Source organism: Pseudoalteromonas sp. 2CM37A (assembly GCF_023161885.1).
In the GTDB taxonomy this organism is placed as follows: Bacteria; Pseudomonadota; Gammaproteobacteria; order Enterobacterales; family Alteromonadaceae; genus Pseudoalteromonas; species Pseudoalteromonas atlantica.
Window position 1 is genome coordinate 455,553 of record NZ_JALNTJ010000002.1, and the last position, 15,378, is coordinate 470,930.

General features: G+C 40.9%; 15 protein-coding genes. 13 read left to right on the forward strand and 2 right to left on the reverse strand.

The window, feature by feature from the left end; all coding sequences use genetic code 11:
* Positions 1–24 precede the first annotated feature (24 nt).
* Positions 25–846 (reverse strand): thioesterase family protein, encoded by an 822-nt coding sequence (locus MTF68_RS05705; RefSeq protein WP_248443891.1) that lies wholly within the window; start codon positions 844–846, stop codon positions 25–27.
* Positions 847–1,087: 241 nt separating this feature from the next.
* Here MTF68_RS05705 and dnaK point away from each other — a divergent pair, with 241 nt between their 5' ends.
* From dnaK to MTF68_RS05750, 9 genes are all read left to right on the forward strand, one after another.
* A complete protein-coding gene (gene dnaK / locus MTF68_RS05710) occupies positions 1,088–3,007 on the forward strand; it encodes a molecular chaperone DnaK (RefSeq protein ID WP_024031902.1) in 1,920 nt (639 codons plus the stop codon).
* Positions 3,008–3,208: 201 nt separating this feature from the next.
* Entirely contained in the window at positions 3,209–4,351 is a 1,143-nt protein-coding gene (gene dnaJ / locus MTF68_RS05715; RefSeq protein ID WP_024031901.1) for a molecular chaperone DnaJ, read from the forward strand.
* A 301-nt stretch (positions 4,352–4,652) separates the two neighbouring features.
* Positions 4,653–5,114, forward strand: coding sequence for a Cys-tRNA(Pro) deacylase (gene ybaK / locus MTF68_RS05720; RefSeq protein ID WP_248461947.1), 462 nt, complete (start codon positions 4,653–4,655; stop codon positions 5,112–5,114).
* 119 nt (positions 5,115–5,233) lie between these two features.
* On the forward strand, positions 5,234–5,638 hold the full coding sequence (locus tag MTF68_RS05725) for a DUF1761 domain-containing protein (RefSeq protein ID WP_096042912.1): 405 nt from the start codon (positions 5,234–5,236) through the stop codon (positions 5,636–5,638).
* 57 nt (positions 5,639–5,695) lie between these two features.
* Positions 5,696–6,064: a response regulator gene (locus tag MTF68_RS05730; RefSeq protein WP_024031358.1), complete on the forward strand. Its 369-nt coding sequence runs from the start codon at positions 5,696–5,698 to the stop codon at positions 6,062–6,064.
* Between the two features lie 156 nt (positions 6,065–6,220).
* Positions 6,221–6,472, forward strand: a complete 252-nt coding sequence (locus MTF68_RS05735; protein ID WP_004588717.1) for a hypothetical protein — start codon at positions 6,221–6,223, stop codon at positions 6,470–6,472.
* Between the two features lie 186 nt (positions 6,473–6,658).
* Entirely contained in the window at positions 6,659–6,925 is a 267-nt protein-coding gene (locus tag MTF68_RS05740; RefSeq protein WP_004588716.1) for a hypothetical protein, read from the forward strand.
* Between the two features lie 171 nt (positions 6,926–7,096).
* Positions 7,097–8,821, forward strand: a complete 1,725-nt coding sequence (locus MTF68_RS05745; RefSeq protein ID WP_248461948.1) for an ATP-binding protein — start codon at positions 7,097–7,099, stop codon at positions 8,819–8,821.
* A 154-nt stretch (positions 8,822–8,975) separates the two neighbouring features.
* On the forward strand, positions 8,976–10,394 hold the full coding sequence (locus MTF68_RS05750) for a coniferyl aldehyde dehydrogenase (RefSeq protein WP_248461949.1): 1,419 nt from the start codon (positions 8,976–8,978) through the stop codon (positions 10,392–10,394).
* Between the two features lie 71 nt (positions 10,395–10,465).
* Here MTF68_RS05750 and MTF68_RS05755 read toward each other — a convergent pair whose 3' ends face one another.
* Positions 10,466–11,191, reverse strand: coding sequence for a tetratricopeptide repeat protein (locus tag MTF68_RS05755; protein ID WP_024032214.1), 726 nt, complete (start codon positions 11,189–11,191; stop codon positions 10,466–10,468).
* A 596-nt stretch (positions 11,192–11,787) separates the two neighbouring features.
* On the opposite strand from MTF68_RS05755, the gene MTF68_RS05760 reads away from it, so the two are divergent.
* The 4 genes from MTF68_RS05760 (at position 11,788) to MTF68_RS05775 (ending at position 15,378) form a co-directional block, all read left to right on the forward strand.
* On the forward strand, positions 11,788–12,648 hold the full coding sequence (locus MTF68_RS05760) for a DUF6279 family lipoprotein (RefSeq protein ID WP_248461950.1): 861 nt from the start codon (positions 11,788–11,790) through the stop codon (positions 12,646–12,648).
* 417 nt (positions 12,649–13,065) lie between these two features.
* Positions 13,066–14,085, forward strand: a complete 1,020-nt coding sequence (locus tag MTF68_RS05765; protein ID WP_248461951.1) for an XdhC/CoxI family protein — start codon at positions 13,066–13,068, stop codon at positions 14,083–14,085.
* A 1-nt stretch (position 14,086) separates the two neighbouring features.
* Positions 14,087–14,695, forward strand: coding sequence for a nucleotidyltransferase family protein (locus MTF68_RS05770; RefSeq protein ID WP_138579075.1), 609 nt, complete (start codon positions 14,087–14,089; stop codon positions 14,693–14,695).
* A gap of 194 nt (positions 14,696–14,889) precedes the next feature.
* Positions 14,890–15,378, forward strand: a complete 489-nt coding sequence (locus MTF68_RS05775; RefSeq protein WP_248461952.1) for a (2Fe-2S)-binding protein — start codon at positions 14,890–14,892, stop codon at positions 15,376–15,378.

Below are 15,378 nucleotides of genomic sequence, written 5' to 3' on the forward strand. Positions count from 1 at the left end.
GCTCATTAGTAAGCTAAGCGGTACTTAATCAAACAAAGCAACGGTTTGACGTGTCAAAGCAATTAGCTCCCCCGATTGCGACCAAATACAGCCATCTTCTAAGCCATAACCCCCTTTAGCATGATGTGTAATTGCTTCAAAGCCTAACCATTCACCGGGTGTAAGCGTTGGCTCTTGCACAAATTCTAAATACCACGACATGCTACTTGCTGGAGCCGGCTGTTTAAACATTTGTAATAATGTAGGAGGCCATGCATCGGTAAGGGCTATTATATGTGCTTCGGTAATTGCCTCTGGGGTATGTTTAAAGCGCATCCAGCCGCCTAAATGCGAGGTCTCTGCAGCGCTAAAAGGCATAGCGCCTTGTTGCGGACATAAATCAACATGCTGAAAAAACTCAGGCATTTGCCCTTCAATAAACGGCAATGTATGACGTGCATCCACAGGCTTTAATCCCATTTCTTTACTAACCGGTACATTAACACCCGATTGCCTATCAATAGCAAAACACGCTTGGACAATAACGCACACTTGTTCACTCTGAATCACTTTAGCTAATACCTGAGTACTGCTTTTACCTTGGCGTAAAATTTCAACTGACAATGAAAAAGGCGTGTCGGCAAGCAGCGGCCCAACAAAATTAGTGCTTAAAGACAGTAATCGTCTACTTGGGTCAATGTGTTTTCTGATTGCTTGATAAAGTAGTGCAGCAGAAAGGCCACCAAAAGCGGTTCTACCTTGGCACCAATTAGCAGGAAACTCCATTGTATTGCTGTTATTGGCAAGCGAAGCGGAAGAAGAGTTTGAAATAGCAGAGGCTTGTTTTAATAAGTCATCAAAATGCATCGTTAATATCCTTGAAATTATCATTATCAGACATATATAGCACATAACAACTGGTCAGACTAGTTGTGTTGAATAGGTGTATTTGGCGTAAAAAACATCAAACCCTACTTTTATTAAGGTTTTTTGTTAAATAAATTACAAAAAATGAATTTTTTTTCATTTTTACAGTTGAATTAACTTTGTGGCATCCCTATTTACTAGTCATCGAACGTATTAACGAATTTGAAGTTGGAGAAGATTCATGGGTAAAATTATTGGAATCGATTTAGGTACTACAAACTCTTGTGTTGCAGTACTTGATGGTGATAAAGCACGTGTTATTGAAAATGCGGAAGGCGATCGCACAACCCCGTCTATTATTGCTTACACGCAAGACGGTGAGACGCTAGTAGGTCAACCTGCTAAGCGTCAAGCGGTTACTAACCCAACTAACACGTTATTTGCAATTAAGCGTTTAATTGGTCGTCGTTTTGAAGACGAAGAAGTACAACGCGATATCGGTATTATGCCGTTCAAAATCATCAAAGCTGACAACGGCGATGCATGGGTTGAAGCGGGCGGTGAAAAACGCGCTGCACCACAAATTTCTGCAGAAGTACTTAAAAAAATGAAGAAAACAGCAGAAGACTTCTTAGGTGAAGAAGTAACTGAAGCTGTAATCACAGTACCTGCATACTTTAACGATTCACAACGCCAAGCAACAAAAGATGCTGGTCGTATTGCGGGTCTTGAAGTTAAACGTATCATCAATGAGCCAACAGCTGCTGCCCTTGCTTACGGCATGGACAAAAACAAAGGTGAAAACGTTGTTGCAGTATACGATTTAGGTGGTGGTACTTTCGATTTATCAATCATTGAAATTGATGAAGTTGAAGGCGAGCACACATTTGAAGTACTTGCTACAAACGGTGACACTCACTTAGGTGGTGAAGATTTCGATAACCGCGTAATCAACTACTTAGTAGCTGAGTTCAAGAAAGACCAAGGTATCGATTTACAAAACGATCCGCTTGCTATGCAACGTGTTAAAGAAGCGGCTGAAAAAGCGAAAATCGAACTATCATCTGCACAATCTACAGAAGTTAACCTTCCGTACGTGACTGCCGATGCATCAGGTCCTAAGCACATGAACGTTAAACTAACGCGTGCTAAACTTGAGTCATTAGTTGAAGACTTAGTAACTAAGTCAATTGAGCCACTTAAACGTGCTCTAGCGGATGCTGATTTATCTGTAAATGATATTAACGATATCATTTTAGTAGGTGGTCAAACACGTATGCCACTAGTACAAAAAACAGTTGCTGAGTTCTTTGGTAAAGAGCCACGTAAAGATGTCAACCCTGATGAAGCTGTAGCAGTAGGCGCGGCAATTCAAGGTGGTGTATTAGCAGGTGACGTTAAAGACGTACTATTACTAGACGTGTCTCCATTATCGCTAGGTATTGAGACAATGGGCTCAGTAATGACCGCGCTAATTGAGAAAAATACAACGATTCCTACTAAGAAATCGCAAACGTTCTCTACAGCAGAAGATAACCAATCTGCCGTTACGATTCACGTACTACAAGGTGAGCGTAAGCGTGCTAGCGACAACAAATCTCTAGGTCAATTTAACTTAGAAGGTATTCGTCCAGCACAACGTGGTACTCCACAAATCGAAGTAACTTTCGATGTAGATGCGGATGGTATCTTACATGTATCAGCGAAAGATAAAGATACAGGTAAAGAGCAAAAAATCACGATTCAAGCGTCTTCAGGCTTAAGCGATGAAGAAGTAGAAAAAATGGTTCGTGATGCAGAAGCTAACGCTGAAGAAGATAAAAAGTTTGAAGAGCTAGTAGCAACTCGTAACCAAGCTGATGCAATGGTACACGGTACTCGCAAGCAAATTGAAGAAGCTGGCGATGCACTACCAAGTGAAGACAAAGATGCAATTGAAGCAGCTGTTGTTGACCTTGAAGCAGCTATTAAGAGCGATGACAAAGCAGAAATTGAAGCTAAAACGCAAGCACTTGCTGAAAAGTCTCAAAAGCTAATGGAAATCGCTCAAGCTAAAGCGCAACAAGGTGGCGCAGATGCAGGCGAGCAACCACAACAGTCTGCTAAGCAAGACGACGATGTAGTTGATGCTGAGTTTGAAGAAGTAAAAGACGACAAGTAATTGTCAGCTAAGCTTCTAACTAGCCTAAACAACATGATTTGCTCAAGTTTTTAGGGTAGGATGAACTTTTGAGGCGCGCAGGCTACAGCTTGTCGCGCCTTTTGTATGTATTTAAGGTTTAAAATTTTCATGATAAATCGATGTGATTTATCGGTTTATCCCGCAGCCTAGCTGCAAATAGAAAAGAGTAGTGTGATAGATATGTCAAAACGCGATTATTACGAAGTTCTCGGCGTAAGCAAAGATGCAAGCGAGAGAGACATAAAAAAAGCGTATAAACGCTTAGCGATGAAATATCACCCAGATCGTACCGCCGGTGATAAAGATCTCGAAACTAAATTTAAAGAAGTAAAAGAAGCTTACGAGATTTTAACCGACGATCAAAAACGTCAAATGTATGACCAATACGGCCATGCTGCCTTTGAACAAGGCGGTGGCGGCGGTCACGGTGGCTTTGGCGGTGGTGGTCAAGGCGATTTTGGTGATATTTTTGGTGATGTGTTCGGTGACATTTTTGGTGGCGGTGGTGGCCGTCGTCAATCGCGTCAACAACGTGGATCAGATTTACGTTACAACATGGACCTAAGCTTAGAAGAAGCGGTTCGTGGTAAAGAAGTAGAAATAAAAGTACCTACGTGGGTTAGCTGTAAGCCATGTGATGGCAGTGGTGCAAAAGCGGGCTCTAAGCCTAAAACATGTACTACGTGTCATGGTGCTGGCCAAGTGCAGATGCGCCAAGGTTTCTTTGCTGTTCAACAAACGTGTCCTACGTGTCAGGGACAAGGTCAGATTATTTCAGACCCATGTGATAAGTGTCACGGACAAGGGCGTGTTGAGAAAACGAAAACGTTGTCAGTTAAAATTCCAGCAGGCGTAGATACAGGCGATCGTATTCGTTTAACCGGTGAAGGCGAAGCGGGTATGCACGGAGCGCCAGCTGGCGACTTATACGTGCAAGTATCTGTACGCGAACACCCAATTTTTGTACGCGATGCGAATAACTTGTACTGCGAAGTGCCAATTAGCTTTACTACCGCAGGTTTAGGTGGCGAAATTGAAGTGCCTACGCTTGATGGCCGTGCAAAACTTAAAATACCGTCTGAAACACAAACGGGCAAAATGTTCCGTATGCGTGGCAAAGGTGTTAAATCGGTTCGTAGTGGTGCTCAAGGTGACTTAATTTGTAAAGTAGTGATTGAAACGCCAGTTAACTTAAACGAGCGTCAACGCGAGTTACTTAAAGAGTTAGACGAGAGCATGGGCAAAGATAGCTCAAAAAACCGTCCTAAAGAGCAAGGCTTTTTTGACGGCGTTAAAAAGTTTTTTGACGATTTAACTAAGTAATTAGTTATCGTAAAAACTAAAAAAAACGGTGCTTGATGCACCGTTTTTTTTGGCTCAAATTCATGTGATTTAACCATTTTACTGGGCACGACTTAGCAATATTATAAAGTGCGTATACTCAATCGATTAATTCACTGAGCTATTTTGTTGCCTTAGGCAATTGACCCACATTGCTTTACCCTTTGTACCTATACCCTCGTCAATAAAAGGCTTTTTACGTATCTGCTATTAAGTTACTCTTCAAAATGATTAACCCTTATTGTAGATTAATAATGCGCTTAAAATGATGTGGCTAAATTGTATGACCCCGGCAATAGAATTACTGAAAAAACAAAATGTGCCTCACGATGTACTCAGTTATCAACACGATGCTAATACAACGCGTTATGGCCAAGAAGCCGTTGAAAAATTAAACCTTAACAGTGAGCAGGTATTTAAAACCCTCGTGCTTGAAACCAATGAAGGGCAGTTAATTGTTGCCATTACACCGGTATCCCAGCAAGTAAATTTAAAGCAATTGGCCAAACTGAGTCACGCTAAAAAGGTCGCAATGTCAAGCGCGCCAAAGGTACAAGCCGCTACAGGGTATATCTTGGGAGGGGTTAGCCCGCTTGGGCAAAAAAAGCGCCTAACCACTTTTATTCATTCAAGCGCTATGGCCTTTAAAACAGTGTATGTAAGTGCAGGTAAGCGAGGGCTTGAGGTAGCGCTTTCGCCAACCGATTTAAAGGCACAAACGCGTGCCACCTATGGCGATTTTTAAAAACCTCCACAAAAACCAACACGCCCTAAACCGCAATTTTAAAGGCGATAATTTGCTGCTTAGGGTATTTTTAACTACAGTCAAAATACCCTTGTACACTATGCATTATGGCAGTATGTATGAATTTTTCTGATGTTAATTTTTTTGCCGTGCTTGTGGCGGCGCTTTCCTCTTTTATGCTTGGCGGTATTTGGTATTCAAACGCTTTTTTTAAAAATGCCTGGTTAGAGTGTACAGGCCTTACGGAGCTTGATTTACAAACAGCAAAACCGGCGTTAATTTTTGGCGGCAGTATGGTACTTGCACTTTTGTCGGCGGTGGTGCTTTCATTATTTTTAGGTAAAGAGGCCGGAATGGGAGAGGGCGCCTTTACAGGTTTTGCCATCGGTTTGTTTTGGGTAGGTAGCTCGCTGGGGCTCAGTTACATTTATGAGCAGCGGCCAATCAAGTTATTTATAATTAATGCAGGGTATTACACATTACAATTTACATTAATGGGTTTTATTATAGGTGTATGGCCCTAAGCAAGCTAAATAAGGCGCCACCTTTAAGCTAAGCGCTAAAATACAATAAAGATAATTATGAAAATATTAGTCGTTGATGATATGCCACTTATGCGCCACGTATTAATTAATATGTTAAGGCAGCTTGATTACAAAAATGTTGTAGAGGCAACTGACGGCCAACAGGCATTAAAAATACTGCGTCAGCAAAAATTTGATTTAGTAATAACCGACCTACATATGCCTAAAGTAGACGGTGTAAACTTGCTTGATAATATACGCCACGACCAAGCCTTAGTCGATTTACCTGTTATTATGGTCACCTGCGAAGATAACGCTGATACAGTAAAACAAGTTATTAAAGCAAAAGTGTCGGGGTTTATTATTAAACCATTTAATATGAATGTGTTATCAGCGCAATTAAACCGTTTGTTTTTTAGAGATTAGCGAAACGCTTTTATGGCGTTTTATATCGTACCTATTATTTAATCTCCCGTGTTTTCTCCACCGCTTATTAGGCAGTTTACCTAGCTTCTGTAACGTTTTTATTTATTAACTGCTAAAATGTCTGCTTTGTATCAACGTAGGTATGTTAAGGAGTGTATGGCTAAGCCAAATAAAAAAGGGCCGACTAAAACAGTCGATATTTTTTGCTCTGCTTGCAAAGCGGCGCTGTTTAAATATAGGAAAGGTGGCAAAGGCGCTTTAGTAAAGTGTTTTATAGAGCGAATAACCCAAGATTACACAACTACTCCGTGTATTTGCCCCCAATGCGAGCGCCCATTTGCGCGCCCAGCAATCATACGCGGTACGCCAGCTTATAAAATAATTGGCGGTAAGGTTACCTTTAAATAACCCAATACGTTTAAAAATGTAATAACTACAAAAGCTTAGATTTGATGATTAGTAAGGCGGACAATTGACCTTGTACCAATAAACAAGCCTGATATACTCGCCCGGTTTTGCTGTTTCAATGATTGAAAAACACCCTCCCCAAGGATAGGGCCAGTTAGTTGGGTTTTTTAAGCAAAGGATAAACGTGTGATAGCACTGTTATTTGATATTGTAGGTATGGCGGGTACTTTCTTAGTTGTTGGTGCATTCTTTTTATTACAACTTAATAAAGCATCCCCAACGGGGTTATTGTACAACATAATGAATTTAACAGGGGCAATTTTGCTGTTAATCAGTTTGTGTTACAACTTTAACCTTGCAAGCTTTGTAATTGAGATTTTCTGGATTGCAGCTTCACTGATCGGCTTATACAAGTACGCTAAAAATAAGCCTCAATTAGCCACTAACTCGTAATTTTAGTACCGCTAATGATGTTTACTGTTGCGAGTCAGTACAGACTTGCAGCAGTTTATAAATAAATTAAGATTTATTGTATTTGTTAACACAAAGTTTCTGTTGTTAGCGCCCATAACCCGTTAAACTAGCGCCCTTAAATTTTATAGCTATTTTGTTGTGAGCTAGGGCATGTTCTCCTTTTCTAAAAAACTTCTTTTATCTTTTGTTGTACTGATAGTGCTATTGTCGGTCGTGTTTTGCTATGGCCGAACTCATTATTATAATCAGGCCGAGCAAAAAGCAGCCCAGCAAGCAACTCAGTTAAAGCATTATATTGATGCTGAGCTTGCGCGTTTTTCAAAAATTCCTCAGCTTCTTACCTATAACAATGAGGTTATTGATTTTTTAGGTGCGGCGCAAAATAACGAAAAAAAGATTAATAACTACTTAGCTGATATACAACAAGCCAGTGGTGCCTCAGATATTTATATTCTTGATGAACAAGGCGCTGTGATTGCAAGCAGTAACTGGCAGGCCGATCATAACTTTTTAGGCAGCGATCTGTCGTTTAGACCGTATTTTAAGCGCGCATTTGCAGGTGAAAAAGTAGCGTATTTTGCCGTAGGTATGCGTACAAAAGAGCGAGGCATCTATTTTTCACAAGCCATTTATAACAATAATCAAGCGGTAGGTGTTGTTGTTTTAAAAGTTAATGTGAACAAATTTGAAAGTGACCGTGAGCTTTTAAATACCGCCAAAGGCAGCCACTTTTATGTGCAGCTAGAAGATAGCGTAATTGCTATTTCAGATATGGAAAACTGGCGCCTGAATACGTTTTCTACACTCGATATTACTCATCGTCGAGATATCGCTCAGCGTCGTGCGTATTTAGATTATCAACCTAAGCTGATTGCCCATTCAAATTACACATCACAAAGGTTACTGTTTAGCACAATTGATGAGCATAACTATTTATCGGTAGAGCAAAAATTACGCTTTTTGAACGCATCGGTTACCGTATTAGTAAATGTATCTAATGCTAATATTGCCCAATTACCGGCGTTATTTGGCTTTGTGATAATTTATGCGCTTATTATTGCCCTAGGGTATGTTGTTTTAAGGCGCTTTGTTGGCGTTAAAAAGCTGGTTTATTCCCATCACAGTGTCAGTCAGGAAATTAGTGCACGTACCAATGCTTTTAAAGCACAGCAAGATGCGCTTGTACAATCAACTAAGCTTGCAACAATTGGCCAGCTTAGCATGGGCTTTAACCACGAAATTAATCACCCGCTTAATACCATTAATACTTACTTAGCCAGTGCTAAGCGCTTGCTAGCTAAAGGAAAGTTTGAAGCCCTAAACGAAAATTTACAGTTTATTGAATCCTTAGTAGCAAGAGTGCATAAGATAGTTGCACAGCTAAATTATTTTTCTGATTCTGCAAAAACGATTATTAGCGAAGTGCCATTAAGTGAATCAGTAGCCAAGGCACTTGAGATTAATAAAAACCAGCTAAAGCAGGACAATATAAGTGTTTTACCGCCTAAAATTGACAGCCAATTAAACGTGTTAGCAGATAAAGCGGCCTTTGAAGAAGTGTTAGTTAACTTAATATCGAATGCCAGCCAAGCAATGCAAGGGTGTATTACTCGCGAGCTGAGTATCAGTGCCAATTATCTAAATAATAGTGTGCAACTGTGTATTGAAGATACCGGTCCAGGCATAGAAGTGCACGATATAGAGACTATTTTTGAGCCTTTTTACAGTACTAAATCGGTTGATGGGCTAGGGCTTGGGTTGTGTATTTCTAAGCAAATTATTAGCGCGCTTAATGGCACGCTAAGCGCACAGAACCGCGAGCAAGGCGGCGCTAAATTTATTATTACGCTGCCTTGTGAGCCGCTAACGAGCTAAATAAAAGTAATTTAAGGGCTAAATTATTGAGCGAGTAGTGATTAATTGTGGCTATTTGTTCCTACAAAAACGGTAATTTTTAGATAGTTAGTGTTATTGCTCGAAAATCAGAACGGCGTTATAGTCGTAGCAAAATGATACACGAGTAGCACCTTTGGATACTGATAGCACACACACACCGTCACTCAGCGATACGTTTAATGAGCTGCAAAATAGCTTTTTAGCCCAGTCGTACCTCCCGATAGATAAGCGTATCGTATTATTAAAAACGTTGCACAAACGCATTGTTAGTAATGAACAAGCGCTTATCGATGCAGCATCAAAAGACTTTGGCTACAGAACCGCGTTCGATACGTTACTTGGCGATATTCTGCCAACGGTTCAGGGCTTAGCGCACATTATTAAAAAATTGCCAAAATGGGCGAAACCCAGTAAGCGCTCAACTAGCTTAAGTTTGTGGCCATCAAAAGTGAGTGTGACTTACCAGCCACTTGGTGTAGTTGGCGTGATTGCACCATGGAATTACCCCATACAATTGGCATTAGTGCCTGTTATTACCGCCATTGCTGCGGGTAATAGAGTTATGCTTAAGCTCAGCGAGTTTACCCCGCATACTAATGCAGTCATCGAAAAAATATTTGCAGACGAGCTACAAGCGCATTGTAAAGTGGTGTTAGGGGCAAGCGATGTAGCGAGTGAGTTTTCTGCACTGCCATTTGCACATCTGCTGTTTACTGGCTCAACGTCAGTGGGCAAGCTGGTTATGAAAGCGGCCAGTGAAAATTTAACTCCTGTTACCTTGGAGCTTGGTGGTAAGTCGCCGGTGATCATTACTGAGCAAGCTAATATTAAAAAAGCAGCGCAAACATTATTGTTTGGTAAAATGGCCAATGCGGGGCAAATTTGTGTAGCCCCAGATTATGTATTTGTACCTAAGGCCCTTGAGCATCAGCTGGTGCAGCAATTGTGCGAGCTTTATAAAAAGCACTTTAAAGACGGGGTTGAAGGCAAAAACTTAACGTCAATTATTAGCGATGCGCATTACACTCGCTTAGAAGGGTATTTAGCACAAGCACAGCAGTTAGGTGCGCAAGTTATTAAGCCGCTAGATCAAAACCAGCAAGACAAACAAAAGCATAGAATGGGTTTGCATATTGTTACCGCACCTAGCGATGATATGACGCTAATGCAAGATGAGTTATTTGGCCCCATTTTGCCTATTAAAACCTACGAAAAGATCGATGAGGCAATTAGCTACATAAAATCGCATAATCACCCTTTAGCGCTATATATTTTAGGCCAAGATAAGCACGCTCAAGATTACATCATGGAGCAAACATTAAGTGGTACAGTTGCTGTAAACGATGCCTTAGTACAGGTGACAGCAGACGATGTGCCATTTGGTGGCGTTGGGCATTCAGGAATGGGGCACTATCATGGTAAAGAAGGGTTTTTAACCTTTAGTCATGCAAAAAACACCTTGGTGTCTAGCACGTTTAACCCGCGTACCGCGCTTTTACTCAAACAGAGCAACCTTATTATTAAGTTGCTTAAATTTTTATATATTAAGTAAATTGATATAAAAAAGGACAAATGCGAGATGCATTTGCCCTTGTGTAACGCTCAGGTTTAGCTAGGCGCAAATTAAAATAAGCGACCTTCACCGGCGTACGTGCCTGCGAGTATTTTTTCGTAGATTTTGTCGGCTTTTTCTTTTGCTTCTTCTATTTCTTTAGGTAGCATTTTACGCTCATCTAGCTTACGGCTATGGCTTGCTTGCATGTTGCCGTTGTATTCTGCAATGGTGTTCCACACATACGACTTCTCTAAGTCTTTTGGCATGCCTAGGCCTTCAAAATACATGAGCGCCAGATTAAATTGCGCCAGTGAGTAGTTATTAGCAGCGGCTTTTTCGTACCACGTTCTGGCTTGTTTATAATCGCGCGTTACGCCCTCGCCATTTGCATACATAACACCTAAATTAAATTGTGCGGCGGGGAGGTTTTTTTTCGCTGCTTTTTCAAATAACGTAACCGCCATTTGCTTATCAAGCTTTACGCCTTTGCCTTCATCGTATAAAACCGCTAGCGCAAACATTGAGTCAGCGTGATTTTTTTTAACGCCTTCTTTATAAAGCTCTGCCGCTTTAAAGTAGTCGCGTGTAACACCATAGCCGCCCTCGTAAAGTTTACCTAGTTCGTAAATACCAGGGGCAAAGCCTTTATCAGCTAAATATTCAAATTCTTTTAGTGCCGTCGCAAACTCGCCTTCGTTGGCAGCTCTTATACCGTCTTCAAGAGTTGCATGTGCAAATGGGCTTGAAAGCAAAACGCCAGTGAGTATTAATGCTTTTAAATTAAACTGTGACATAGCCATGTCTCCAATAGGTAATAGTTGCAATGTGTATGTATAAAAACCTGTTTTATTGCAACACTTTGTACTTACTATTTAATAACCACGTATAAAATGGTGCAAGTGCTTGGGGTTAAATGAAATACTAACGCTTTGGTGATTATATGCTCGTTTAACACTTAGCCAAGCTGTTGTGGTAATTATAGCTTAAATAAGCAATTATATTGCTAATAATGCGTTGTTTATAAGCGTAAGATACAGATATTACAGAAAATTTAAAGCAGTAAAAAAGCGCAAGCCAAGGCCTGCGCTTTTAATGTCATATTAACCGTCACTAATATGAGCAATGTAGCAAGTAGAGATGAACTTTTATGCTATTACTTGGGTCGAGTAAATAATAGCCATTAAGCAGTCATGCGCTTAAAACAAAATGTCAGCATCCATGCTGTATTTCTTCCTTGGGCACTGAGGTCGTTACACTTTGTTTATGCGATTAATTATTATTTAGATTTGACGGCGTGTCAACAGTAAATAATAATTATTATCAATTAAAATAAATTAACATCTTTGCGTATTATGTGAGAGTTTGAGAGAAAGCGTTAGTTGAGGATTTCATGTTTAAAATAAAAAATATAAAAGTTTCGCGCGTAGCCATTGCGCTCAGTCTGCTCTTTTTGTGTAGTTGTTCGGCTTCGTTTACTTATAATAACTTAACGTGGCTTTCGTCGTTTTGGGTAGATGACTACATTGACCTAAATAAGCAGCAAAACAAGCAACTCAAAAGTATTATTAACACAACCCAGCAGTGGCACCGCACCACGCAATTACCCGCCTACAAGCAAGATATCCTAAATTTAAAAGGGTTATTTAATCAGCAGTTAGACTATCAGCAACTAAAGTCGCAAGTGGTATTGGCCAGAGCTCATTTTCAAAACATTCTTGAACATGCGCATATACCGCTCGCGCAGTTAGGGCTTACGCTTTCTTATGCGCAGCGCGAAGAGCTTATTGCTAATATCCAAACGCAAATTAACGAAGAATACGAAGAGTTTACTGAATTAACAGCGCAGGAGCGCAAAAGCGAGCGCCTAGAAAGGCAGCTTGATTACTACAAACAATGGCTAGGAAAGTTAACCCCTGTGCAAACGCAGCTTATTACCCAAGCTAACAATGCTCATTATGACTCTTCATTACTTTGGCATCAGTACAAGCAAACGCGTTTAAATGCAGCGCAGCAAGTACTTTTAAATAAAGCGCTCAGTGAGGCTGAATTTGTAAAACAATTAAGCTATGTAATTACACAGCGAGAAGCGTATATGAGAGAAGAGCTATTAGCCAGTAATGATGCAAACTTAGCGCTCTATGTAAACCTACTTATTGAACTAAATACCACATTGAGTGAGCAGCAACGCGAGAGTGTAAATGATGAGTTTGATGAGCTAATTAATACGCTCACCGATTTAATTGAAGATTAATGCTTATTTAAGCCAAGGCTCGCATTAGCCAAAAAGCTAACGTATTGTTTGCTAATTAAGCATGTGTAACATTTTATAAATTATACGCTTATTAAGGAAGTTAGGGCGTGGCGTACTGCGGTGGATGAATTTACAACAGGGCGTTTGGTTTTTAGTCAGGGCAAAGCCTTTGAAGGCGATTTAATTGCACCTAGAGTGAAAAATTTCAATCCACACAGGTCACCTCGCCCTCGATAAATGCTAAGATAATATTTCATATTTAATAACGTCCTATCTGATCGATTTTAAAATATATCACGTACGCTTCTCACTTATTTGTTGCTTGATTATCCTCGTTATATCTAACAAATGAAGCAAAGCGACACCATGGTGATAATTAAAACGCGCGCATATTAAGGTTTGTAATGGCTGCAGTTTATGGTTACTGATTTAAAAGGAATGCTCAATACGTGGTATCCGCTTCGTGATGAACAACAATGGGTGCTCGCAACCTTGTACCAAATTGAAGGGTCTAGCTATCGAAAATTGGGCGCGATGATGCTTATTTCGAGCCTTGGCCAACGCTTAGGCATGCTTTCGGGTGGCTGTTTAGAGGCTGATATTCAGCGCCACGCCAAACAGGTTATGACCTCATTACATTCTAAAACTATTACCTACGATGCAACCGATGAAGACGACTTAACATTTCAGCTAGGAATTGGCTGTGGTGGTGTGGTGCATATTATTTTGCAAAGCGTTAATAGTGAAAACGAATACTTACAATTAGATAGCATGTTTAATGCGCTTAAAAATAAGCAATCGGGGCACTACACACAGCAAATTAAACCTTTGGTGGCAAAGGGGTCTGGCGTTTTTAAAACCGTGGCGCAGCAGCACAACTTATCTTTAAACCGCAAAGCAACGCTTTTAGAGCAAGATAAAGTCCAACGTTTAGAAGTGGCTATTTACCCCAGCGCACATTTATTAATTGTTGGCGGTGGCGCTGATGCGATACCGGTATACGCGTTTGCTAAACAACTCGGGTGGATGGTAAGTGTATGGGATAGCCGAGCTGCAAATGCTAAAAGAGACTACTTTAAGCAGGCCGATAATATTTTGCGTTGCCCAGCTGCGCACCTTAAACAATTTTGCGAACAGCACAAAGTGGATGCCGCTGTTTTAATGGCCCACAGTGTAGAGCTTGACTCACAGGCGTTAGCCGCACTTGAGCAAAGCCAACTAAAGTACATGGGATTACTGGGGCCTGCACATCGCCGAGCGCAAGTGTTTGAACATGCAAATACAACGGTAAATAAGGTAGTAGCGCCTGTATTTGGTCCTGTTGGGCTTAATTTGGGAGGCGACTCGCCAGAGAGCATAGCTTTGTCGCTCATTAGCGAAATTCATGCGGTATTTGCTAATAAAAATGCTACATCGTTAAGTAATTGGGGCAACTAAGGTGCGCATAGCAAAGGTTATTTTAGCCGCTGGGCAATCGTCGCGCTTTAACGGCTGTAAGCTTATAGCCGATGTAGGTAATAAACCAATGATTTGCCGCGCCGTAGATACCTTACAAGGTGATGACACATTACCCATATACGTTATTAGCGGTGCTTGGCATGCGCAAATTGAACACGCGTTACGTGGCTATAAAAATGTTGAAATACTGCATAACCCACACTGGCAAATAGGCTTAGGAAAATCCATTGCGCTGGCAACACACACTATAAGTAAGGCGCACTCATTAGAGGGGATTTTATTTATGCTGGCGGATCAGGTTGAGCTTAGTGCTACACACATAAATACTTTAATTACTCATTTTAACAACAACCCGTCGCGCTGGTGCGCTGATTATGGCGAGCGCCTTGGCGTACCTGCTGTATTTCCTGCCTGTGATTTTAAAACACTCGCAGCGCTAAATTGTGATAAAGGCGCTCAACATTTGCTGCGCGATACACAGGTTGACGTTAATACCATTTTACTTAAGCAGGCAAGCACAGATATCGACACTCAACAGCAATTAAAGCAGTTTATTAATAATAACAACAACCTAACTGTAAGCGAATAAACTAAAAAATATAGCCTAAACTTTAGGTTAAACGTTCAAAACGAGATTAAATTTTTAACAGTTATGCCAGCGCGCATTTGAAATGTGCGCTGCAATGCAAGGCGTAATAGTTTCAACGTACGGTGGTATAAAAAGTAACGTGTATGGGTCATGCGTTACTTTAATTTTATTTAGGCTTAATCAAGGGGCAAGCTATGGTGACGTTTACAGTTAATGGCAAAGAGGTTAAATCGCAAGCAAGTGCAGATACACCTTTGCTGTGGGTTATTCGCGATGAAATTGGGTTAAAAGGAACTAAGTTTGGTTGTGGTATTGCTATGTGCGGCGCATGTACCGTGCATTTAGATGGGCAAGCAACCCGCTCGTGTGTATTACCCGTGGGCGCAGTGGCAGGAAAACACATTACCACCATTGAAGGGCTTAACAACGCGCACCCGCTGCAAAAAGCGTGGGTCGATGAGCAAGTACCTCAGTGTGGTTACTGTCAATCGGGGCAAATTATGCAAGCTGCTACGTTATTAGCAGACAATCCAAATCCAACAGATCAAGAAATAGTAAATCATATGAATGGCAACTACTGCCGCTGTATGGCGTACAAGCGTATTAAATCGGCTATACAACGTGCAGCTGATGAATCGCAAAGTGCAGTACAAATGTTTAACCCCAAAGAGCTAGACGTGTAA